General features: G+C 60.1%; 25 protein-coding genes and 1 tRNA gene. 14 read left to right on the plus strand and 12 right to left on the minus strand.

The annotated features are described in order from the left end of the window. Positions 1-17: 17 nt before the first annotated feature. From ACR0BA_RS03500 to ACR0BA_RS03525, 6 genes are all read right to left on the minus strand, one after another. Positions 18-554, minus strand: a complete 537-nt coding sequence (locus ACR0BA_RS03500; RefSeq protein ID WP_170523758.1) for a GNAT family N-acetyltransferase — start codon at positions 552-554, stop codon at positions 18-20. Then, on the minus strand, positions 551-1,159 hold the full coding sequence (locus ACR0BA_RS03505; RefSeq protein ID WP_170368435.1) for a LysE family translocator: 609 nt from the start codon (positions 1,157-1,159) through the stop codon (positions 551-553). The genes ACR0BA_RS03500 and ACR0BA_RS03505 overlap by 4 nt, the downstream gene beginning before the upstream one ends. Before the next feature lie 96 nt (positions 1,160-1,255). After that, positions 1,256-1,525 (minus strand): 50S ribosomal protein L27, encoded by a 270-nt coding sequence (rpmA, locus tag ACR0BA_RS03510; RefSeq protein WP_005983052.1) that lies wholly within the window; start codon positions 1,523-1,525, stop codon positions 1,256-1,258. An 11-nt stretch (positions 1,526-1,536) separates the two neighbouring features. Beyond that, a complete protein-coding gene (locus ACR0BA_RS03515; protein ID WP_480726464.1) occupies positions 1,537-2,151 on the minus strand; it encodes a 50S ribosomal protein L21 in 615 nt (204 codons plus the stop codon). Between the two features lie 208 nt (positions 2,152-2,359). Then, the gene (locus ACR0BA_RS03520; protein ID WP_170600559.1) at positions 2,360-3,166 is read right to left on the minus strand and encodes a DUF2059 domain-containing protein; all 807 of its coding nucleotides are present in this window, start codon (positions 3,164-3,166) and stop codon (positions 2,360-2,362) included. Beyond that, positions 3,166-4,008 carry a DUF2059 domain-containing protein gene (locus ACR0BA_RS03525; protein WP_170357817.1) on the minus strand — a complete coding sequence of 281 codons (843 nt, stop codon included), beginning with the start codon at positions 4,006-4,008 and terminating at the stop codon, positions 3,166-3,168. The genes ACR0BA_RS03520 and ACR0BA_RS03525 overlap by 1 nt, the downstream gene beginning before the upstream one ends. A 123-nt stretch (positions 4,009-4,131) precedes the next feature. Between ACR0BA_RS03525 and ACR0BA_RS03530 the strand changes: the two genes are divergently transcribed. From ACR0BA_RS03530 to ACR0BA_RS03570, 9 genes are all read left to right on the plus strand, one after another. Continuing rightward, a tRNA-Ser gene (locus ACR0BA_RS03530) sits at positions 4,132-4,221 on the plus strand. 209 nt (positions 4,222-4,430) lie between these two features. Next, on the plus strand, positions 4,431-4,982 hold the full coding sequence (locus ACR0BA_RS03535) for a hypothetical protein (RefSeq protein WP_480726467.1): 552 nt from the start codon (positions 4,431-4,433) through the stop codon (positions 4,980-4,982). A gap of 232 nt (positions 4,983-5,214) precedes the next feature. After that, entirely contained in the window at positions 5,215-6,243 is a 1,029-nt protein-coding gene (locus ACR0BA_RS03540; protein ID WP_480726468.1) for a zinc-binding dehydrogenase, read from the plus strand. Positions 6,244-6,318: 75 nt separating this feature from the next. Beyond that, the gene (locus ACR0BA_RS03545; RefSeq protein WP_005983028.1) at positions 6,319-7,194 is read left to right on the plus strand and encodes a branched-chain amino acid ABC transporter permease; all 876 of its coding nucleotides are present in this window, start codon (positions 6,319-6,321) and stop codon (positions 7,192-7,194) included. A 4-nt stretch (positions 7,195-7,198) separates the two neighbouring features. After that, positions 7,199-8,296, plus strand: a complete 1,098-nt coding sequence (locus ACR0BA_RS03550; protein ID WP_149775120.1) for a branched-chain amino acid ABC transporter permease — start codon at positions 7,199-7,201, stop codon at positions 8,294-8,296. After that, complete coding sequence (locus ACR0BA_RS03555; RefSeq protein ID WP_170338649.1) at positions 8,293-9,057, plus strand: ABC transporter ATP-binding protein; 765 nt, start codon at positions 8,293-8,295, stop codon at positions 9,055-9,057. Before ACR0BA_RS03550 ends, ACR0BA_RS03555 begins: the two co-directional genes overlap by 4 nt. Continuing rightward, a complete protein-coding gene (locus tag ACR0BA_RS03560; protein ID WP_170418921.1) occupies positions 9,054-9,827 on the plus strand; it encodes an ABC transporter ATP-binding protein in 774 nt (257 codons plus the stop codon). The genes ACR0BA_RS03555 and ACR0BA_RS03560 overlap by 4 nt, the downstream gene beginning before the upstream one ends. 5 nt (positions 9,828-9,832) lie before the next feature. Further along, positions 9,833-11,719, plus strand: a complete 1,887-nt coding sequence (locus tag ACR0BA_RS03565) for an AMP-dependent synthetase/ligase (RefSeq protein WP_480726471.1) — start codon at positions 9,833-9,835, stop codon at positions 11,717-11,719. Between the two features lie 31 nt (positions 11,720-11,750). Then, positions 11,751-12,911 (plus strand): ABC transporter substrate-binding protein, encoded by a 1,161-nt coding sequence (locus ACR0BA_RS03570; protein ID WP_480726473.1) that lies wholly within the window; start codon positions 11,751-11,753, stop codon positions 12,909-12,911. 49 nt (positions 12,912-12,960) lie between these two features. Here the strand turns inward: ACR0BA_RS03570 and ACR0BA_RS03575 are convergent, their stop codons facing one another. From ACR0BA_RS03575 to ACR0BA_RS03590, 4 genes are all read right to left on the minus strand, one after another. After that, positions 12,961-13,680: a class I SAM-dependent methyltransferase gene (locus ACR0BA_RS03575; protein ID WP_480726474.1), complete on the minus strand. Its 720-nt coding sequence runs from the start codon at positions 13,678-13,680 to the stop codon at positions 12,961-12,963. A 222-nt stretch (positions 13,681-13,902) separates the two neighbouring features. After that, on the minus strand, positions 13,903-14,388 hold the full coding sequence (rpsI, locus tag ACR0BA_RS03580; protein ID WP_005983014.1) for a 30S ribosomal protein S9: 486 nt from the start codon (positions 14,386-14,388) through the stop codon (positions 13,903-13,905). Positions 14,389-14,394: 6 nt separating this feature from the next. Beyond that, a complete protein-coding gene (gene rplM / locus ACR0BA_RS03585) occupies positions 14,395-14,853 on the minus strand; it encodes a 50S ribosomal protein L13 (RefSeq protein ID WP_170339225.1) in 459 nt (152 codons plus the stop codon). 164 nt (positions 14,854-15,017) lie between these two features. Continuing rightward, positions 15,018-16,421, minus strand: a complete 1,404-nt coding sequence (locus tag ACR0BA_RS03590) for an aminotransferase-like domain-containing protein (RefSeq protein ID WP_170339228.1) — start codon at positions 16,419-16,421, stop codon at positions 15,018-15,020. 99 nt (positions 16,422-16,520) lie between these two features. Between ACR0BA_RS03590 and ACR0BA_RS03595 the strand changes: the two genes are divergently transcribed. Next, entirely contained in the window at positions 16,521-16,748 is a 228-nt protein-coding gene (locus tag ACR0BA_RS03595) for a DUF1127 domain-containing protein (RefSeq protein WP_170367090.1), read from the plus strand. A gap of 62 nt (positions 16,749-16,810) precedes the next feature. Here the strand turns inward: ACR0BA_RS03595 and ACR0BA_RS03600 are convergent, their stop codons facing one another. Continuing rightward, positions 16,811-17,254: a PaaI family thioesterase gene (locus ACR0BA_RS03600; protein WP_093962028.1), complete on the minus strand. Its 444-nt coding sequence runs from the start codon at positions 17,252-17,254 to the stop codon at positions 16,811-16,813. A 58-nt stretch (positions 17,255-17,312) separates the two neighbouring features. Between ACR0BA_RS03600 and ACR0BA_RS03605 the strand changes: the two genes are divergently transcribed. The 4 genes from ACR0BA_RS03605 (at position 17,313) to gluQRS (ending at position 21,240) form a co-directional block, all read left to right on the plus strand. Then, positions 17,313-18,098: an enoyl-CoA hydratase gene (locus ACR0BA_RS03605; RefSeq protein ID WP_480726476.1), complete on the plus strand. Its 786-nt coding sequence runs from the start codon at positions 17,313-17,315 to the stop codon at positions 18,096-18,098. 274 nt (positions 18,099-18,372) lie between these two features. Continuing rightward, positions 18,373-19,713 (plus strand): methylenetetrahydrofolate--tRNA-(uracil(54)-C(5))-methyltransferase (FADH(2)-oxidizing) TrmFO, encoded by a 1,341-nt coding sequence (gene trmFO, locus ACR0BA_RS03610; RefSeq protein WP_480726478.1) that lies wholly within the window; start codon positions 18,373-18,375, stop codon positions 19,711-19,713. A gap of 37 nt (positions 19,714-19,750) precedes the next feature. Next, a complete protein-coding gene (locus ACR0BA_RS03615; RefSeq protein ID WP_480726480.1) occupies positions 19,751-20,365 on the plus strand; it encodes a class I SAM-dependent DNA methyltransferase in 615 nt (204 codons plus the stop codon). Then, positions 20,362-21,240: a tRNA glutamyl-Q(34) synthetase GluQRS gene (gene gluQRS / locus ACR0BA_RS03620; RefSeq protein ID WP_260066065.1), complete on the plus strand. Its 879-nt coding sequence runs from the start codon at positions 20,362-20,364 to the stop codon at positions 21,238-21,240. Before ACR0BA_RS03615 ends, gluQRS begins: the two co-directional genes overlap by 4 nt. 15 nt (positions 21,241-21,255) lie before the next feature. On the opposite strand, the gene hisI is transcribed toward gluQRS, so the two are convergent. After that, a complete protein-coding gene (hisI, locus tag ACR0BA_RS03625; RefSeq protein ID WP_480726482.1) occupies positions 21,256-21,645 on the minus strand; it encodes a phosphoribosyl-AMP cyclohydrolase in 390 nt (129 codons plus the stop codon). Positions 21,646-21,650 lie beyond the last annotated feature (5 nt).

Consider the following 21,650-nt stretch of genomic DNA (forward strand, 5'->3'; position numbering starts at 1 on the left):
GCCCCATCGGCCACAAGTCAGAGTTTTTTGCTGTACGTCCAGGTGGGCACATTTGCGTCGCGCGCCACCGAGAAACTTTCGGCATCGCCAAGGTACTGGAACCCGCAATGAGTCAGGACCCGCGCCGAGGCGGGATTGTCCTGAAACACGCTGGCAAACATCGTGGCGTTTTCCAGCGGGTTCGAATGAACCAGCGTTTCCACCGCCAGCGAGGCGATGCCCGTATTCCAATACAAGGGCGCGACCCAATAGCCCACTTCGGACTGATTGCGATCCAGCCGCTTGAGCGAGATCACCCCGATCAACTCAGGCCCGCCGTCCTTGGTGGCGTCCATCGCCCAGACGTCCTCGTCCCGGTCCTCGGCCATGGCGCGGGTCACGAAAGCTTCGATCGAACCGGGCGGCAAGGGGTGCGGGATCGACGTGGTCATGCGCGCCACGCGCTCGTCCCCTGCGTAGTGCTCGATCAGGCCCATATCCGACCGGCGCAGCGGGCGCAGGTCGAACCGCTCGGTTTCAATGACCGGCTGATTTATGATTGCCTCAAGTTTCATTGGTGTGTTCCTCCTCCGAACAACACGAAAAGTACGGATGCAACAGTCAGACCCGCGAGAGTCCACATCAGATATTTTTCCGCCGGCCGTCCCGCAACCACGCGGGCAATTCTATCGCCCGCAAAGGTCCAGATCGGGTGCAGGACCACCTGGCAGGTCAACAAAACGAGCGCGATCGTGAGCGTCGCACTCAGCACCGATGTTCCCGCCGCGACGAACCCGGTGAATCCCGCGATGATCATCGCCCAGGCCTTGGGGTTCAGCGGATGGACCACCAACCCGGCCCAGAATCCGGGAACCGCCTCGCCCGCGTCCTGATGCGATAGGCGCAGGTTGGCGATTTTCCACGCAAGCCAGCAAATATAGGCCGCCGAAGCATATTTCAGAACCGCGAACGCTGTCGGAGCCTGTTCTGCCAGTTGCAGAAGGCCAAAGCCCAGCGGCCAGATGATCAGCTGCTTGCCCAGAATCACGCCTGCCACGAAAGGCAGCGCCGCGCGGAACCCAAAGCGCGCACCCGTTCCCAACAGGACCATGTTGGCCGGTCCCGGCGTGCCGACCTGGCTGGCGGCAAAGATCAGGAAACTGGTGGTTGCAACGGGCATCGGGGCTTTCGATCAAATCTGTGTCAAAACGAGAAAGGGGACCGGCACTTTGTGCCGGTCCCCCATGAATTTTTCTTAAACCTTCTGGGTTTCGGCTTACTCTGCGGCCTCCGCCACTGGCAGGACCGAAATAAAGGTGCGGTTTTTAAGTCCCTTGTGGAACTTCACGGCGCCATCGACAGTTGCAAAGATGGTGTGATCCTTGCCCATGCCCACGCCTTCGCCCGGCCAGAACTTGGTGCCGCGCTGACGCACGATGATGTTGCCTGCAACGGCGGCCTGGCCACCATACAGTTTCACGCCAAGGCGACGACCCGCTGAGTCGCGGCCGTTACGGGAGGAACCGCCAGCTTTTTTATGTGCCATTCTCTCTCTCCTTAGCCTTTGGCCAGCTCTTTGGCCTGCTCAACCCATTCGGGTTTCACTTTGACCGTCTCGATAGCAGCAATCTGCTCGTCCGACAAGGCGGCCAGAGCGGCAAAGCTGTCGATACCAGCTTCGGCCAGTTTCTTGGCAGCTGCGGGGCCAACACCGGTGATCTGGGTCAGATCGTCAGCGGCAGCAGCAGCGGCCGGAGCCTCTGCCTTGGCAGCGGCTTTCTTGGCGGGTTTCGCTGCTTTCGCAACTTCACCTGCCGGAGCCGAACCGGTAGCGGCCTTGACGCCCGACTTGTCCGCGCCCGAGGGCAGGATGTCGGTGATCTTGACCAGGGTCAGCTTCTGACGGTGGCCAACGGTGCGCTTCGAGCTGTGCTTGCGGCGACGCTTGACGAATTTGATGACCTTGTCACCCTTGATCTGTTCGATCACTTCCGCCTGAACGGCCGCGCCATCGATGAACGGCGCACCGACAACGGGAGCATCGCCACCCAGCATCAGAACGTCGTTGAATTGGACTTTTTCACCTGCGTCGGCAGCCAGTTTTTCAACGCGGAGCACGTCGCCCGCCTGAACCTTGTACTGCTTGCCGCCAGTCTTGAGGACTGCAAACATGCGTCTTTCCTTTTTCTACCGCGTTCTGTGGTCCCCGTCAGACGGGTGTTTCGGCCAAGGCCACCTCGAACAGCGCGCCCTTTTCGGGCGGATGAACGACCGTCAGGGCGCACCCGTCAGGCCAACAATAACGATACCCGGCGCGGAGGTTCCGGCCGGGATGCGCGCTTATCCACGGATCACACGGCAAAGTCAACAGCAAACCGGCCTAAAGATCCGACGCTTGCAGAACCTGCGCCACCGTCACGCCCAGCTGGTATGACAACTCGTTGAACATGGTGTCCAGACCAGCGAACAAGGCGTTGTTCAAGGCTTGCCCTGCCTCGGTACGTGAAAAGGCGATATTCTCGCGCAGCTGGGCCTCGCTGAGCGGTTGGTACGCAAACAGCAGGAACGAGTACAGCCACTCGCGGGTTTGTTGCTCGGACTGCGCTCCCTGCGCCAGCAATTGGGCCAACATTTCCCCGTCGTCGCCCGTGATGCCCTGCCCGTCCGCCAACCCACGGAAGAAATTGTAATCGGCCTGCAACGCCCCGCGCACGTTCCGATCAACAAGGTCGTTGATCTCGACATACTCATCGATCAGACGAAAATAGGCCGCATCACGATCGGCCTCCCGATAGGCGGCCATGGCCATCTCTTCGATGGCTTCGTCGGAAAAAGTTCGACGGGCCGAGTTTTCCAGAGACACGACGGCGCGGCCCAGATCGCTTTCGAAAAACAGCGCAGCCTGCTCCAGTTGCCCTTCGGACATACCGCCAGCCAGCGCGTCATAAATCTTGGCCTGCATCCACGCCTTGTCGTACAAATCTTCAACCTGGGCCTCGAAAAACGATCCGCCTTCACCGTCCAGCAGGCTTTTGTCCAGTTCGCGCCCCTGCGCGACACCCTCATCACGCAGAACCTGCATCACGTCGGACAAATGCATTGCCTTGGTCAGACGGTCGACCTGGTCCGCCGTGACCGCACTGGCCCAACCGGCTAAAACCAGCCACAGAGCCAGAAACAGCCGCATCAGATGTCCTGAGCCGGACGCAGTTCGGCCATGCGCGCCGCCAGCACTTCAAACCGCATGGCCATGATCTCGTACTGGATTGCGTTCAACAGCTCGTAGACTTCCTGCATCAGCGGCTGTTCCAGCGCTTTGGTATAGGCGTCGACATCCGCGTCAGAGAAATCCTGATAGGTGTAGGCCGCGTTGGCCAAGGCGGACAGTTGCAATGACTGCCGCATCTCGGGTTCGTTCAGCTTCATCATCTGGCGCAGCCCGTCCGCGTCCAACTGCAGGTCGATCACTCCGGCGGCGCTGGCGGCCAGCAGGAACCGCAGCTGGATCTCCTGCAGCGCCCGCAATGAGGTTTCGCTGGCATCGATGGCGCTGTTCATCCGCTTCAGGCTTTCGATGCGGCTCGAACCGGACTTGACCAGATCGGATATGATCTCCTGCCCCTCAAGTTGCTTGGCTTCGTCATCCTCGACAAGGTGCGAGGCATTTTCCGCCTCGACAAGCCGTTGTCCCAGATCCGAGGCATAAAACTCGACCGCGTGGTTCAGGGCCTCGTCGCTCAGCGTCTGTTCGAGAATCGCAACCGCTGTTTCATGCATGTCGTCGGTGTCGAACACCTCTTCCGTCAGACGCGTCCATTGCGAGCCAAAACCCTCGGGGTCGATCCCCAGCATCTGAGGCGCCGAAGCCGAGGCCAATGCGATGCTTTCCAGCGCCACGTCAAAACCCGTCGTCGTCAGAAAAGCCTCAATCCGATCCCGGCTGGCGGACAAGGCGTTTTGAGCCGTCAGAGCGAACGCGAACACGGGCAGGATGAGCAGAAGCGAAATGCGGTGCAGAAGATGTCTCATACATGTCAGCCTAGGAGATTTCGTAGGACTGGCAATGGAAAATCCACGGTTTGGCGAATTCGGGAATTTTCTGCTTGCACCCCTCGGCGATCACAACTAAATCCCCCCCTCACAGACCCCCGCGGAGAGGTGCCGGAGTGGTCGAACGGGGCGGTCTCGAAAACCGTTGTGGGTGCAAGCCCACCCAGGGTTCGAATCCCTGTCTCTCCGCCACTACTTCCCAATGAAGCCCCCCCTTTCTTGTTCGCCTGCTGGTTGCAACCGTGTATTTTCATCGGTGGCGTGTTGTTGCCGCCGATCGTCTGACTGATCAGCGCCGAGTGGCCCAAACCCCGAACATGCGCCGAATCTTTGGGATTTCCCCTTTGATCTCAGGTAGTTTCTCCCCACATCAGCGGCACACATCCGAAAAGGAGACCCCAATGTCCCGCATTATCATCCTGATTATCATCGCCGGATTGGGTGCCGGCGCGTATTTCTACCTGAATCAGCCCGAGCCCACCCCGGCCGAGAAACTGCAATCTGCCGCCAAAGAAGCCGGTGAGGCCGTTGGCGAGGCCGCAACCGCAGCCCAGGAAGCTGCCAGCGAGGCGTTGTCGACGGCCACGCAGCAAGCAGGTGACGCAGCCTCGGCCGCCGTCGAACAGGCCGGTGAAGCCGCCGAGCAAGCCGGTCAGACAGCCACGGATCTGGCAAACCAGGCCGGTGATGCTGCGACGGATCTGGCCAACCAGGCAGGCGATCAGGTTGCATCACTCACTGCCCAAGGGCAGGAGTTGCTGAAAACCTGGGTTGACGAAGGCATGCTGTCGGCCGAGCAGTTCGACTATGACGCGATGGTTGAATCCGTGAAAAACAGCCAGCTGAGCCAGGAAATCCAGGACCAGGTGATCAAGATCCTAGATGGCATCAAGGAAGCGCCGGAAACGGCTGCACTCAAGATCCAGGAACTGCGCAACCTGTTGACGCAGTAAGATCATTCGACAAGGCCGGCAATAGTCCGGCCTTGTCACGCCTGCACCGGTTTCCCAATTCCCCAACGTTAACCCTGTGGTCGATTGACCTGTCCGGTGCCATTTGTTTGGCTTGGCTCAACCAGTCGCATCAAGTCGGGACGACCTATTGTCGGCATCGGTGCGCCCTGCCCCGGGGCGCGCACTCGGATCGACCCGTTTGCTTGAAAATGTCGGAAACAAAGGAAAAAGAATGACTGACCTCCCCAAATCCATGTTTGCCGTGATCCAGAAATTTGACGGATACTCGGGTACCGCCACGGGCCCGGCGATCGAGGACGCCGCCGACTGGGTTGAGAATGCCGAGATCCCGGTGCCCACGCCTGGCCCTGGCCAGGTGCTGATCAAATTGCGCACCGCATCGGTGAACCCCTCAGACCTCCATTTCATCAAAGGTGAGTACGGTCAGCCGCGGGTCAAAGGTGCACCGGCCGGTTTCGAAGGGTGCGGGGACGTCGTCGCCACCGGCGCGGGCGCCGAAGCGCTGAAGGGGCAAAGGGTCGCCTTCGTCGCCTCCGGGTCCGGCGCATGGGCCGAGTATGCCCTGACACAGGCGCAGATGTGCATTCCTTTACGGCCCGAGATATCGGACGATGACGGTGCCGCACAGATCGTCAATCCGCTGACCGCGATGGCAATGGTTGAGATCGCGCGTTCCGAAGGAGAGGCCTTTGTCGTTTCCGCGGCCACCAGCCAGTTGGGCAAGCTGATGTGCGGGCTGGGCCGAGACCTTGGCCTGAAGCCGATTGCGATGGTGCGGCGCCCTGAAACGGTCGAACTGCTCAAAAGCCACGGAGCGGCCGAGGTCATCGTAACCACCGAAGATGATGCCGTCTCCAAGTTTGCTTCCATCAGCGCGCAACTCAAGCCGCGGGTGTTTTTGGATGCGGTCTCGGATCAGCTGTCCGAGCAGGTCTTCTGCGCCATGCCCAACGGCGCGCGCTGGGTGTCTTATGGCAAGCTCAGCAGCGAGCCTCCGAAGCTGACCCAAATGGGCCAGTTGATCTTTATGAGCAAACGGATCGAGGGCTTCTGGCTGACCAAATGGATGATGTCCACTCCGCCCGAAGAGCAGATGCGCGCGGTTGCCGAGGTGCAGGCCCGCTTTACGGACGGACGGTGGAAAACGGATGTCTCGGCGCATGTCCCGCTGAACAAAATCGTTTCCGATCTGGCAGTTGCACTGAAAAAGAGTGACGGTAAGGTAATAATCACGCCATAGTAGAACAGGCGCCCCGGTGATTGGAGGAGATCCGGGGCGTCAGGACGCCGGGCAAACCGGCATGGGGAGGAGAATTTGGACAACGCACAGCTGCTGATCAGCGGGCTGGCGAATGGCTGTGTCTACGGCCTGATCGCGCTTGGCTTCGTGTTGATCTACAAGGCGACCGAGGCCGTGAACTTCGCCCAGGGCGATTTCATGATGCTGGGCGCCTTCGTCACCATCGGGCTGACCAATACCGAATATATGGGCCTGCCCTTCTGGCTGGCCCTGCCCATCTCGCTGGGGATCATGGGCGCGCTGGGGTACCTGCTGGACAGGCTGATCATCCGCCGCCTGTTCGGGGAAAGCCAGACCGCCGTGGTCATCCTGACCATCGCCTTGGGCTTCGTGATCCGCTTTGTCGCCGGGCTGATCTGGGGTCACGAGCCGCAGACGCTGGAAAACCCGCTTGCCGGTAAGGAGGTCCGCTTTGGCGGCCTGGTTCTGGGGATGGAGGACGTGGCGGTCATCGTCGTGACCGTGCTGCTGACCTGGGGGCTCTATGTGTTCTTCAGCAAGACCAAGCTGGGGCTGGCGATGCAGGGCGCTTCGCAGAACCAGTTGGCGGCCTATTACATGGGGGTACCGGTTAAGCGTGTTCAGGGTTTCATCTGGGGTCTGGCCGGCGTCGTGGCCGGGATCGCGGGCATCCTGTTCGCCGCCAAGGGTTCGGTCGATCCGACCACCGGGCTGCTGGGAATCAAGGCGTTTGCGGCCGCGGTCATCGGCGGGTTTGGCAGCCTGCCCGGAGCCTTGGCGGGCGGTCTGATCGTCGGCGTGATCGAACCCTTCGCCAGCCGCTACATCGCCGCAGGCTATAGCCAGATCGCGCCCTATGCGCTGTTGCTGGCGGTGCTGATCTTCCGTCCGCACGGCCTGTTCAGCCAGGTCCGGGTCAAGAAGGTCTGAGCGCATGAGGATCGTTTTCAAAACCGACTACATGCAGGACATCCGCCCGTGGAAGGACGGATACCAGTTGTCGCTCTACCTGATCCTGCTGGCGGTGGTCTTTGCCGCGCCGTGGTGGCTGGACGCGTTCTATCTGGGAGAGCTGACGAACGTTCTGATCTGGGCCATCGCCGGGCTGGGTCTGATGATCCTGACCGGGCATACCGGCCAGGCCAGCCTGGGCCACGCGGCGTTTCTGGCCTTTGGCTGCTATGCCAACGTGATCCTGATCGAGTCCGGCGTGCCGTTTCTGGTGGCCTTTCCGCTGGCCGGCATCCTGACCGGTATCGCCGGGGTCACGGTCGCCATCCCTGCCCTGCGGCTACACGGAATCTATCTGGCGATCTTCACCCTGGCCCTGTCGATCCTGATGGACGACCTCATCGTTCTGGCCGAACCGATCACCGGCGGCGTGGCGGGCAAATACATGGGCGGGGTCGAGATATTCGGCCATCTGGTCGATCGCTGGGGCACGCCCGAGCAGTTCTACTGGCTGGTTCTGGCCGTCACGGTTCTGGTCACGCTGGGCTATATCAACCTTCTGCGTACGCCGCTGGGGCGCAGCTTCATCGCGGTGCGCGACTCGGAAGTGTCCGCGCAGGCGATGGGCATCGACATCGCGCGCACCAAGACCGTGTCTTTCGCATTGTCCTGCGCCGTGACTGGATGGGCGGGGGCGCTGATGGGCCTGTATGCCGGGGCCTTCAACAACGAAACCTTCAGCGTTGTGATCTCGATCCAGCTGCTGATGATGATCGTGATCGGCGGACTGGGCTCGATCCACGGCGCGTTTCTGGGCGCCATCGTCATCGGGTTTCTGCCGCAGTTCCTGTCGATCGCCAAGGAATACGCGGGCGCCCTTTTCGGTGGCGGAACCGTCGCCATTCCGGGGCTAGAATTCGGCATCTTCGGCATGATCCTGATCGGGTTCATCCTGTTCGAGCCGATGGGCATCTACGGCCGATGGCTGAAAATCCGCACCTGGTTCGAGCTGTTCCCCTTCTACCGCAAGGACATGTTCAAGCGGCAGAAATCCTATCTCAAGACGGAGCGCCTGAGATGAGCCTGCTGGAATTCGAGAACGTCACCCTGAAATTCGGTGGCCTGACGGCGGTGAACGACCTGTCCTTCTCGGTCGAAGAAGGCGAGGTCTTTGCCATCGTCGGCCCGAACGGGGCCGGCAAATCCACGGTGTTCAACCTGATCTCGCGTTTCTATGACCCGTTCGCGGGCCAGATCCGGTTCGACGGTCACGATCTGCTGCAGGTCAAACCCTCGGGCGTGGCCGCCTATGGCGTTGCGCGCACCTTCCAGAACATCGAGCTGTTCGAACATGCCACCGTGTTGCAGAACCTGCTGGTCGGGCGGCACCGTCACCGGCGGACCAACCTGCTGTCCGAGGTGTTCTTTACCCCCTCGGCCCGCCGGCAAGAGCTGGAGAACCGCGAGAAGGTCGAAGAGATCATCGATTTCCTCGATCTGCAGGCCTATCGCGACAAGATGATCGCCGGGCTTCCCTACGGCGTGCGCAAGGTGGTCGAGGTCGCGCGTGCGCTGGCCACCGACCCCAAGCTGCTGCTGCTGGATGAACCGGCCTCGGGGCTGTCGGTCGAGGAAACAACAGACATGCGCTGGTGGATCGACGACATCCGGCGGCAGATGGGGATCACGGTGTTGATGGTCGAACATGACATGGGGCTGGTTTCGGGCGTGTCCGACCGGGTGCTGGCCATGGCCGACGGGGCGAAACTGGCCCTTGGGACACCGGCGCAGGTGCAATCGCACCCCGCCGTCGTCGAAGCCTATCTGGGGAAAGCCTCATGAGCGCACCGATCCTGAGCATCCGCAACATCGAAAGCTTCTATGGCCCGATTATGGCGATCCGCGGCGTGTCGCTGGACGTGCACCCGGGCCAGATCGTCTCAATCCTGGGCGCCAACGGGGCGGGCAAGACGACGCTGATGAAGACCGTCTCGGGCGTGATGGACCCGGAAAAGGGAACGATCACCTTCGACGGCGAGGAAATCCAAGGGCTGGAGCCGCACAAGATCGTCCAGAAGGGCATCGTGCATGTGCCCGAGGGGCGCGAGGTGTTCCCGCTGCTGACGGTGAACGAAAACCTCAGCCTCGGGGCCTACACCCTGCATGACAAGGCCCAGATCGAGCGCGATCGCGAGTTGGTGTTTTCCTACTTCCCGGTCCTGAAGGAACGTCGCAACCAAGAGGCCGGCACACTGTCTGGTGGGCAGCAGCAGATGCTGGCCATCGGCCGCGGCCTGATGGCCAACCCGCGCATCATGCTGCTGGACGAACCCTCGCTGGGCCTGTCGCCGCTGCTGGTCCAAGAGATCTTCGGCATCCTCAGACGCCTAAATGACGAGCAGAACATGACCATGATGCTGGTCGAGCAGAACGCCAACGCCGCGCTGGAACTGGCCGATCATGGCTATGTCATGGAGGTCGGGCGCATCGTGATGGACGGCCCCGCCGACGTGTTGATGCGGTCCGAGGACATCCAGAACTTCTATCTGGGCGTGCAGGAGGAAGGCGCGCGGGAAAACCGCCGCTGGAAACGCAAGAAGACGTGGAGGTGAGCCGGATGAACATGACCACCCTGCCCCCGCAGACCACCATCAACGGCGTTCAGTTCAACGCCACCCCCGGCCAGCGCCCCGTGCGGGTCGATGGCTGCGTCACCATCCCCGAGCTGTTCCAGAAACGCTGCGCCGCCCTGAGCGACCGCACCGCGCATCGGGAAAAAGATCTGGGCATCTGGAGATCCTACTCCTGGGCCGACTACTGGCAGCACGCCAAGTGGATCGGGCTGGCGCTGCGCAAGCTGGGACTGCAACGCGGCGAGGTCGTCTCGATCCTGTCCGAGGACCGCAAGGAGTGGGCCTGGTTCGATCTGGGCATCCAATGCGTCGGCGGCATCGCCTCGGGCGTCTACACCACCGATTCCGCCAGCCAGTTGAGATACCTGGTCAATGACAGCGACAGCCGCTTTCTGATCGTCGAGGACGAAGAGCAGCTGGACAAATTTCTGGACATCGAAGACGACGTGCCCGGCCTGTTGAAGGTCATCATCCTTGAAGACGAAGGCCTGCACGACCTGGCCCATCCCCGTTGCATGATGATCGAGGATCTCTATGCCCTCGGCCGCGCGGCCGAGCGCGAAGAACCGGGCCGGTTCGAGGCGGAAATCGCGCTGGCCACGCCGCAGGACACGGCGCTGCTGATCTATACCTCGGGCACCACCGGCATGCCCAAGGGTGCGATGCTGAGCAACGAAAACATCATGGCCGCGATCGAATGCGGCGCACGCTGCCTGCCCGCGCTGGAAACGGACGAGCAGCTTTGCTTTTTGCCGCTGTGTCATATCCTTGAGCGCGACGTGTCGATCTATTTCCCGCTGGCCTCGAAATGCACAGTGAATTTCGCCGAAAGCCCCGAGACGGTCTTTGCCAACCTTCAGGAAGTGTCGCCCTCGACCTTTACCGCCGTCCCGCGCGTGTGGGAGAAGATCTATTCGCAGGTGCTGATCATGGCGCAAGAGGCCACCCCGGCCGGGCGCGCCGCCTTTGGCATGGCGCTGAAGGCCGGGATGAAACGGGCCGAGTACATCCTGCAGGGCAAACCGGTGCCGCCGGCGGTGGCCGCGAATTTCTGGCTGTGGGACCGGCTGGTGCTGCGCAACCTGCGCCGGATGCTAGGCATGGACCGGCTGCGGCGCGGCGGGTCCGGTGCGGCCCCGATCTCGCCCGAGTTGCTGAAATGGTACTGGGCCATCGGCGTGCCGCTGGTCGAGGGCTTCGGCATGACCGAGACCTCGGGCATCGCCACGCTGAACACGCCCGAGGCCAACCACATCGGTACCATCGGCAAGCCCGCACCGGGGATCGACCTGCGTATCTCGGACGAGGGCGAAATCCAGATCCGCGGCCTGAACGTGTTCCAGGGCTATTGGCGCAACAATGCCAAAACCGCCGAGACCTTCACCGCCGATGGCTGGCTGCGCACCGGCGATATGGGGCACGTGGACGCGGACGGCTATGTCACCATCACCGGCCGCCTCAAAGACATCATCATCACCGCCGGCGGCAAGAACATCACCCCGGCCGAGATCGAAAGCCGGTTGAAGTTCTCGCATTACATCTCGGACGCGGTGATCATCGGCGACCGCCGCAAGTACCTGACGGCGCTGGTGATGATCGATCAGGAAAACGTCGAGAAGTTCGCGCAGGACCGCAAGGTGCCGTTTTCGAACTTCGCCTCGCTCTGCGCTGCAGCCGAGGTGCGCGAACTGATCGGTGCCGAAGTGGCGGCGGTGAACAAGGAATTCGCGCGGGTCGAGCAGATCAAGGATTTCCGCCTGATCGACGTGCTGCTGACTGCCGAAGATGACGAACTGACCGCGACGATGAAACTGAAACGCAGCTTGGTGGAAAAGAAACACGCGCATCTCATTGAAGACATGTACAAATAGAACAGGGATCAATCCCAAGGGAGGAAGACACATGACCAAAGCAATCAGACGGCTGGCGGCGGCAACCGCCCTGTCCGCCCTGGCCTCGATGGGCTGGGCCGAAACGCAAGGCGTGACCGACGATGAAATCGTCGTCGGCTCGGTCAACGACCTCAGCGGCATTTTCGCCGCCGTCGGGGTTCCGGCCACCAAGGGCGCGAACGTGGTGTTCGACCGGGTCAATGCAAATGGCGGCGTGCATGGCCGCAAGATCCGCTATGTGGTCGAGGACAACGGATACCAAATGCCGCGCGCGATGCAGGGCTACAACAAGCTGCTGAACCGTGACAAGGTGTTTGCCATGCTGCAATCGCTGGGCACGCCGATGAACCTGGCCGGATTCAAACTGCTGGACCCCAAAGGCATTCCCAACGTCGCCCCCTTGTCGGCCGCGCGGCAGATGCTGCAGGAGCCGATGAAGAACAAGTTCACCTCGTTTTCCAGCTACTTTGACCAGGCGCGCGTGGGCGTGAAATATCTGGCTCAGGAATTCGGTGGCGACAAGGTCTGCACGATGTATCTGCCGACTGATTTCGGCAAGGAAATCCTGGAAGGCAGCCAAGAAGGCGCCAAGGAAGCCGGCATTACCTTTGCCGCGGAAACCACTCACAAACCTGACGAAACCGATTTCGTGGGCTCACTGAGCAAGCTGAAGGAAGAAGGCTGCAAAATCGTTACCATCGCGCTGGGCGTGCGGCAGGCCATCACCGTGGTCGGCACCGCCAAGAAGATGGGCCTGACCGACATGAAATTCCTGGGCACCTCGGCCAGCTTCCTGACCGTGGTGGCACAGGTGCCGGGTGGAGTGACCGACGGCTTCTACGCCGCCGCCTCGTGGCAGGACTTGTGGGCCCGCGCGGATGAACCTGCCCCCAAGGCCTTCATCGAGGAATACAAGGCCGCCACCGGCGAAGACCCGGTGGGCTTTTCGATGCTGGGCTATGCCGCGGCCGAAATGATGGTCAAGGCGCTGGAGGCGGCAGGCCCCGACCTGACCCAGGAAAGCTTTATCGCGGCAATGGAGACGCTGGACTATCAGGATGAACTGGTCGGCAACCACATGACATTTGGCCCCGATGACCATCAGGGCGCCGATACGGTCTACGTCAACGTGGTGGAAAACGGCGCGTGGAAAATGGTCTACGAAGAGTAAGGCCTCTACCTATAGCTCAACGGAAAGGGGCCGCAGCCCCTTTCCGGTTTCAAGACTTGAATATCTTTTTCAACTTGTTCCTGAACGAACGCCTCTTTGGAAGAGCGTAGATTTCTCTCGGTTCCAAACCCGCGTATTCGCCATGATCAACCACGCGAAAGCCGGTTGCAGTGTTGACGATCATGAACTGATCAAACGGCAAAGTGTAAATCGGCAAATCATGCGCCTCGCAAAAATAGATGGCGTATGGGAACACTTCGCTGGGGCTGAATTCTTCGGAGTGTTGCCAGATCGACTTGGTAAAATCGTCCCCACCGATGAAACCTCCCGGTCTTATTTTGGGCAGCATCGAATAGAGGTCGATGGTTATCCCGCGCAGCGTATGATCGCCGTCAATATAGGCCATATCCAGGGAGCCATTAGGTATTCGTGATTGAGCGTTTTTCGTCGTATCTCGGATCTCGAACACTTTGGTCTTGAAAGGTGCGACGCGGGTCAGCGCTTCGTTCCGTATGCCTTCGAACTCAATGCTCGACTTGTTCGCAGGCTTGTTCCAATCGGGGAGGTTGCGCCAAGGATCGACTAGGGTGTAGCTCTCGATTGATGGGACGCCGTTCAGCAATACTTCGGCAAATCGCCCTTTCCAGACACCTACTTCACAAATCGTTCGACACTCCAGTCCCGCGACCAGATTGACCCAAAGCTCTTGTCTATTCGAACTCCCAAGGATCGAGTGTTCGACAATTTGGTCAATCGATTTGTCGTCCATTGCTGTCCCGGGGTCAGGTGCTACTTGTTGACGCGCCAGCTAACGATCCGCTGTCCTGAAATCGATGCAGCCCACCGGAAAATGTTCTTACACCGAAGCTGGTTGGCCAAATGCATTGTACCCGAACGCAAATTTCTTTTGTGGCTTGTTGCACAATGCAAATGCAAAAGGGCGCCCGCTTGCGCAGGCGCCCAGATACTTGATTCTCGAGACGCGAGTAGATTAACGCTTCGAGAACTGGAACGAACGGCGGGCTTTGCGCTTGCCGTATTTCTTGCGTTCCACGACGCGGCTGTCGCGGGTCAGGAAGCCCGCGGCTTTCAGGGCACCGCGCAGGCTGGGATCGTACAGCTGCAGCGCTTTCGAGATGCCGTGCTTGACCGCACCGGCCTGACCGGTCAGGCCACCGCCCTTGACGGTTGCCACAACGTCGAATTCACCTTCGACACCGGCAACCTGGAACGGCTGGCGCAGGATCAGCTGCAGAACGGGGCGTGCGAAATACACGTCCTGGTCCTTGCCGTTCACGGTGACCTTGCCGGAACCCGGCTTGATCCAAACGCGGGCAACAGCGTCTTTACGCTTGCCGGTTGCATAGGAGCGACCCAGTTCGTCACGCACGGGCTCGCGCACAACAACTTCTTCGGCCACGGTTTCAACGCCTGCGACGGCGCTCAGCTCTTCGAGAGTATTGATCTGATCAGCCATCGGTCATTAGCTCCGGGTGTTTTTCTTGTTCATGGATTTGACATCCAGAACTTCGGGGGCCTGGGCTTCGTGCGGGTGCTCGGCACCGGCATAGATGCGCAGATTGGTCATCTGCTGACGCGACAGACGGTTGCCCGGCAGCATGCGCTTGACGGCCTGAAAGACCACACGCTCGGGGTGCGCGCCTTCCAGGATCTGTTGCTTGGTGCGCGACTTGATGCCGCCCGGGTGGCCAGTGTGCCAGTAGAAGTGCTCGTCGCGCTTCTTGCCGGTCATCTGGATCTTGTCGGCGTTGATGACGATGACGTTGTCGCCCATGTCCATGTTCGGGGTGAACGACGGCTTGTGCTTGCCACGCAGGCGCATGGCGACGATCGAGGCAAGACGGCCCAGAACAACGCCCTCGGCGTCGATCAGGATCCACTTCTTGTCGATGTCTGCAGGAGTTGCAGAGAAGGTTTTCATGTCAGGACAATCCTGTTTGATGTGAAAGGCCGCCCCAAAGGTGGACCGGCCCGAATTCGATGGATGGGTATTTAGACGGCCCGTAAGTGCACGTCAAGAATGGTAGCGTCCAATTAATTATTATAAAACATTAGCTTATAAAATAGGTATCTATTTACCCCAAATCAAACGCTGATTTGTTCGGGCGGATTGTCCAGTAAGGCGCGCAGACGCAGCATGGCGGATTCGAACTGCTTCAGCGAGACATGCCCGTTCATGGCAATGCGCACGGCATTTGGCGCTCGTCCATCCCTCAGCGCGAATTCATCTGCCGATCGGAGTTGAATGCCCTCCCGCTCGGCGGCTCTGCTGAAGGCTGCAGCACGCCAGCCGGAGGGCAGGCTTAGCCAGACAAAGGGAATGTCGGCGTCCCAGTTCAGATTGAAGCCACCCAGTGCATTGACGGCCACCCGTACATACTCACCCATCTTCGCGCGAACATCCCGCGCCATTTGCCGGGATTGAGGGTGACTGAGGAGCAAGCGGGTCAGTTCGGCCAATGGCTGCGCCAACCCGAAGTACCCGTATTCCGCCGATCGGCGCAGGTCTCCGCTGCGTTCCCGCGGAGCGATGGCGAACCCCACGCGCAACGCCGGCGTAAGGGTCTTGGAAATCGACGACACGTGCCAGCCCCGTTCAGGCGCAAGAGCCCTGTAACTGGGTGCGCGCGCCTCGCCCATACGATAGCAATCGTCCTCGATAATTTGCAGATCGTGGCGGCGGGCGATCTCGATCACCTCGTTGCGGCGTTCAAGAGGAGAATGGCCACCGGTCGGATTCTGAACTTCGGGCGACACGCAGATCGCCTGCGCACGAGTTTGACGAAGGATGTGGTCCAGCGCGTCGGGGCTGATACCCCATTTGTCCATTTTCACACCGACAACTTCGGCGCGCATCAACTCACCGGCGCGACGGAACCCCGCATAAGAAAGGTCTTCGACCAGAACAACGGGTTTCGGATCGCGCAGAACGGTCTGAAACACGACGCACAGTCCGCTTTGTCCGCCATGCGTAAGAACGATGTCATCGGCGTTCAAAGCACCCAGCGGCAAGTCGGAGAGCCAATCAACAACAGCCTGGCGCACCGGCAGGTAAGCGTCACGGGTGGGATAGTTCATGAACATCTTCGGATCCCCCTGCGCCACCTTGGCAAGGCATGACCGTATCAGGGACACCTGCCCGACATCTGGCAGTCGCGGGCTGAACAGGCTGACATTGGCGTCATACTTGTCATCCCGAAGATGAAGCTGCCGTGACCAGACATCGTCCAGCAATGGCATTTTCGGTGGTGCCACGAATGTACCACGCCCGACCTCGGCCTGCAGCAACCCCTCCTCGGTCAGAATGGAATAAGCCCGGGCGACCGTTCCCGGTGTGATTTGCAATCGATACGCCAGCTCCCGCACCGGAGGAAGTTTCACCCCGACTTCCAGCTGCTTGTTTTCGATGGCTTTTCGAATTGTATCTGCGACCAGTGTGTACTTTGGCCCCTTGGATTTTGGCAGGTCTGTCGGCCAAATTGTATCCATTACAATTCTTCCTTTGCGTTCAACACAATCCCGAATGTATCACAACAATGTACCGAACATTTATGCTTTGTGTCAATACAATTTGAAAGGATACTTACCATGACACGCGCAATGCACACCTCCGCCCTCTTGCTGCTGAACGACAGCCCCCGGCTGCCTCTGATCGCTGCGCTGGCCGTGCGTTTTGCGGCGACTGTCACCCAATGGGAACGCCGGCGCCGCAGTCGCGTCAACCTGAGCAGGCTGGACGACCGTCTGCTGAAGGATGTCGGACTGACGCGCTTTGAGGCTGACCGCGAAGCACGCCGCCAATTCTGGCTTGGCTAGAATTTCCCCAGTCCCAATTACGGGACCTCTTCCTGTGCCGGGGCTTGTCCCCGGCATTTTTTTTATCCGAACGCAGCTGCGGCGGACCCGGCAGGTGGCAGCGAGTAGGTCATGCTGGCGCGCGCCACCGGCGCCTCCTGCCCTTCCGAGTACATCAGGACGTCACCAACAGCCAGCGTACGCCCCAGTTTCAGCAACCTGCACTCGGCAATCATGTCGGCCCCACCGGCAGGTTTGCGCAGAAAATCCATGGAACTGCTGGTGGTCACCGCCAGCGATTGCCGGCCCTTTCGCGCTAGAACCATCGAATAGACGCAGACATCGGCCAGGGCGAACATCGAGGGCCCGGACACGGTTCCGCCCGGACGCAGATGCCGATCTTCGACAACGAGGCGCATGCGGATCGAGTCGTCGGTCAGATCCATGACGACGAAATCCTTGTGCACCTGCGGGAAGACCTGCGCCAGATATTCCGTCAGCTCTTCCTTGTTCATTGCCAATGACATGCTTCCCCTCCTCGATTTGCCGACCTAGAGTTGGCCCCACAGCCGGCAGGAGGGCAAGATGGCAATTTTGGAACGTAACGACACGGGCGCGATCGCTCATCTGAAAATGAATACGCCCGAGCGGCTGAATGCGCTGAGCGACGAAATGCTGGAGGCACTGCAATCTGAATTGGATACGCTGCGCGATGATCGCACGATCCGCGCTGTGATACTGTCAGGGGCAGGCAAGGCGTTTTGTGCCGGTCATGACCTCAAGCAGATGACCGCGGGCCGGCAGGCTGAAGATGGAGGCAAGGCCTACTTCACCGAACTGTTCAATCGCTGCGCCCGAATGATGATGTCGATCCAATCCCTGCCCCAACCGGTGATCGCGCAGGTCCATGGCATTGCAACGGCCGCCGGCTGCCAACTGGTGGCGACCTGCGATCTGGCCGTGGCGGCCGAAGGAACGCGATTCGGCGTCAATGGCGTGAACATCGGTCTCTTCTGCTCGACGCCGATGGTGGCGCTGAGCCGCAACATTCCGCGCAAACTAGCGTTTGAGATGCTGACCACCGGTGATTTCATACCAGCGGAGCGGGCCGCCGAGCTGGGCCTGGTCAATCGTGTCGTTCCGGAAGCGCTGTTGGAGCATGAGACCCTGTCGTTGGCCGAGCAGTTGGCCTCCAAACTGGGCGCGGCGGTAAAGATCGGGAAACAGGCGTTTTATCAGCAACTTCAGATGCCTTTGGATCAGGCATATGCCTATACCGGCGGCGTGATGGCCGAAAATATGCTGCACCGGGATACCGAGGAAGGTATTTCCGCATTTATCGAAAAACGTTCACCAAATTGGACCCAATGACGCAATTGTTATGGCTAAAATTATCGACTGTTCGCATTTTTGCACTTTTCAAAAGGGCATCTCTGTGGCAAAGCTGAGACAGGGCTTAGGCCCTCACTATCTTTTGGGTCGCCGTGGGCGGAAGGTCCCTCCAAGCTGGTTTCTCTCACCGGCGCAGACATTCCCGCAGCGGCGACCCCAAGACTTCCCAATAAAATCATAGCGTTGCTGCCTTGTTGGCGGCATTTTTCGTTGGCCGTTGCACGCGCGTGCCACCTGCCCTATTTGGACGCACATGACACAGAAATTGCATATCGTTGGCGGCGGCATGGCCGGATCCGAGGCCGCCTGGCAGGCCGCCGAAATGGGCGTGGACGTCGTGATTCACGAAATGCGCCCCAAAGTGGGCACTTTTGCACATCAAACCGGCAACCTGGGCGAGATGGTCTGTTCCAATTCGTTCCGGTCTGATGATGACGAGCAGAATGCCGTTGGTTTGCTGCATTGGGAAATGCGCGCGGCCAATGGGTTGATCATGACCACCGCTGACGCCCACCGACTTCCTGCGGGCGGCGCTCTTGCCGTGGACCGTGATCCCTTTGCCGAAACGGTGACCGCCAAGTTGAAGGCGCACCCACGCGTCACCGTCACCGGTGAGGAAGTCACCACGCTTCCGGACGATGGACATTGGATATTTGCCACCGGTCCGCTGACCTCGCCAGCGTTGGGCGCAGCGATCCAGCGCGAGACCGGGGCCGAAGCGCTGGCCTTTTTCGACGCGATTGCCCCGATCGTCTACGCTGACACGATCGACATGAGCAAGGCGTGGATGCAGTCGCGCTATGACAAAGGTGAGACCGAGGAAGAGCGTACCGCCTATCTGAACTGCCCGATGGACCGTGACCAGTACGAGGCTTTCATCGACGCGCTGCTGGCCGCTGACAAGACCGAGTTCCACGAAGGTGAAACAGCTGGCTATTTCGATGGCTGCCTGCCGATCGAGGTGATGGCCGAGCGTGGGCGCGAGACTCTCCGTCACGGGCCGATGAAACCGGTGGGCCTGACCAATCCACATCAGCCGGACGTAAAACCTCATGCCGTGGTTCAACTGCGTCGCGACAACGCTTTGGGCACGCTGTTCAACATCGTTGGGTTCCAGACCAAGATGAAATATGGCGCCCAGACCGAGGTGTTCCGGATGATTCCGGGGCTCGAGAATGCCAGTTTTGCCCGTCTGGGCGGCATCCATCGCAACACCTTCATCAACTCGCCCACCTTGCTGGATGCGCAGATGCGCCTGAAATCCAAGCCAAACATCCGATTTGCCGGGCAGATCACCGGGGTTGAGGGATATGTCGAGAGCGCCGCGATGGGTCTGCTGGCGGGTCGTCTCGCAGCGGCAGAGATCCTTGGCCACTCCCTGCCCCCGGTTCCACAGGACAGCGCCATGGGCGCGCTGATTCATCACATCACCGGCGGCGCAGAGGCCAAAACCTTTCAGCCTATGAACGTGAATTTTGGTTTGTTCCGACCGGTCGACGGGTTGAAAGGTGGGCGCCGTGGTCGCAAGGATCGCTACAAAGCCTATACCGATCGCGCCAAGGAGGCATGGCAGCAGTGGCTGACGCAAAGCTGACTGGACGCAGACCGGGCCACGCGCCTAAACTGACGGCATGAGCGAGAAGTTCCTCAAAAACACATATGATCTGAACACGCCGCAGGAAACCCAAGCGCATTACCAGAAATGGGCGGCCTCTTACGAAGATGAGGTGGCCGAGCACGGGTATGCCACGCCCGGCCGCGTGGCCGAGGCGTTGTGGTCCAAGTTGCCGGAACCGGACACGCCTATCCTTGACTATGGCTGCGGGACCGGGTTGTCCGGTGTCGCCTTGCACAAGGCCGGATACCGGGCAATCGACGGCGTCGCTCCGACACCCGAGATGCTGAAAGGTGCTGCTGCCAAGGGCGTCTACCGCAATCTTGCTGCCATCGACATCACCGATCCCAACCCGTTGGAGACGGGGGCATACAAGGCAATCGCCGCGATCGGAGTGATCGGCGCCGGCGCCGCGCCGCCCCAGACATTCGACATGCTTATGAAAGTCTTGCCAAAGAGTGGCCTGCTGGCGTTTTCGTTCAACGACCATACATTGGACGACCCCGGCTATACCGGGCGCCTGAACGAATGGCTGGACATGGGAGCGGCGCGCCTCCTGTTTCGTGAACACGGACCGCACCTGCCAGGTCTGGACTTGAAATCCGACGTATATATCGTTGAAAAGACGTGAAATTCACCACAAGATTTGCCCCATCTCCAACCGGGCCATTGCATCTTGGTCATGCGTATTCTGCATTGCTTGCGTATGGCCTCGCTGACCGAAACTCCGGCACGTTCCTGCTGCGGATCGAGGATATCGATCAGTCCCGGGCGCGTCGGCATTGGGAGGATCAGATCTATGACGATCTGACGTGGTTGGGTTTGACGTGGCCTGGCCCTGTGTTGCGGCAATCCGATCGTATGCCGGTCTACCGGCAGGCCTTGAACCGGCTGTGGTCCCAAGGGCTGCTATATCCGTGCACCTGCAATCGCAAGGATATCGCGGCCGCCGCCAGTGCGCCGCAGGAAGGGTATCCTCTGCACGGACCTGACGGCGTCATATATCCCGGAACATGCCGTGAAAAATGGACATATCAGGTGCAGTCCGCGATCCCGGAAGATGTGGCCCTGCGTCTCAATATGTCCGAAGCGCTGCGCCGGATCGCGAGGGACGCCACCGGGTTGAGGTTTCACGAGAGCGGGTCCGGTCCGGATGGCGCGACTGGCTGGATAGAATTGTCGGGCGAACAGATGCTGCACGGCGTCGGCGATGTCGTCCTCGCCCGGCGGGGTATGGGCACGTCTTATCACCTGTCAGTCGTACTGGATGATGCGGCCCAGAACATCTCACATGTGGTTCGCGGTCAGGATCTGTTTGACGCAACCGGGATTCACGTGGTGCTGCAGCGCTTGTTGGGGTTGGAGACGCCCACCTATCACCATCACCGACTGATCCGGGACGAAACGGGAAAACGGCTGGCCAAGCGAGACGACGCCAGGGCGATTGCGAAATACCGGGCCGAAGGAGCGACGCCCGAAGACGTCCGCGCAATGGTCGGTCTTTAGGCCCGCTAGGCGCCCTCAGGCCATCGGCGACATCAATTCGACCTCTTCCCCGTCCCGGACGGCGGTGTAGAAGCAGCTTCGGCGGTTTGTGTGGCAAGCGGGGCCGCTTTGTCGTACCAGAACCAACAGGCAATCCCGATCGCAATCGACGCGAAAATCCACCAACTCCTGTACGTGTCCCGAGCTTTCTCCCTTGACCCAGAAGGACTGGCGCGAGCGCGACCAATAGGTGACGCGCCCGGTTTCCAGCGTCTTTCGGATCGCCTTGGCGTTCATCCAAGCCATCATGAGAACCTCGCCGGTGCTCTCCTCTTGCGCGATGGCCGGGACCAACCCAGCCTCATTGAATTTGAGCGTCGACGGGTCGAACGTAGCAGAGCGCGACATCGCAAAAACCTTTTGCATCCCAG

It is taken from the genome of Ruegeria sp. CI5, from assembly GCF_056536885.1.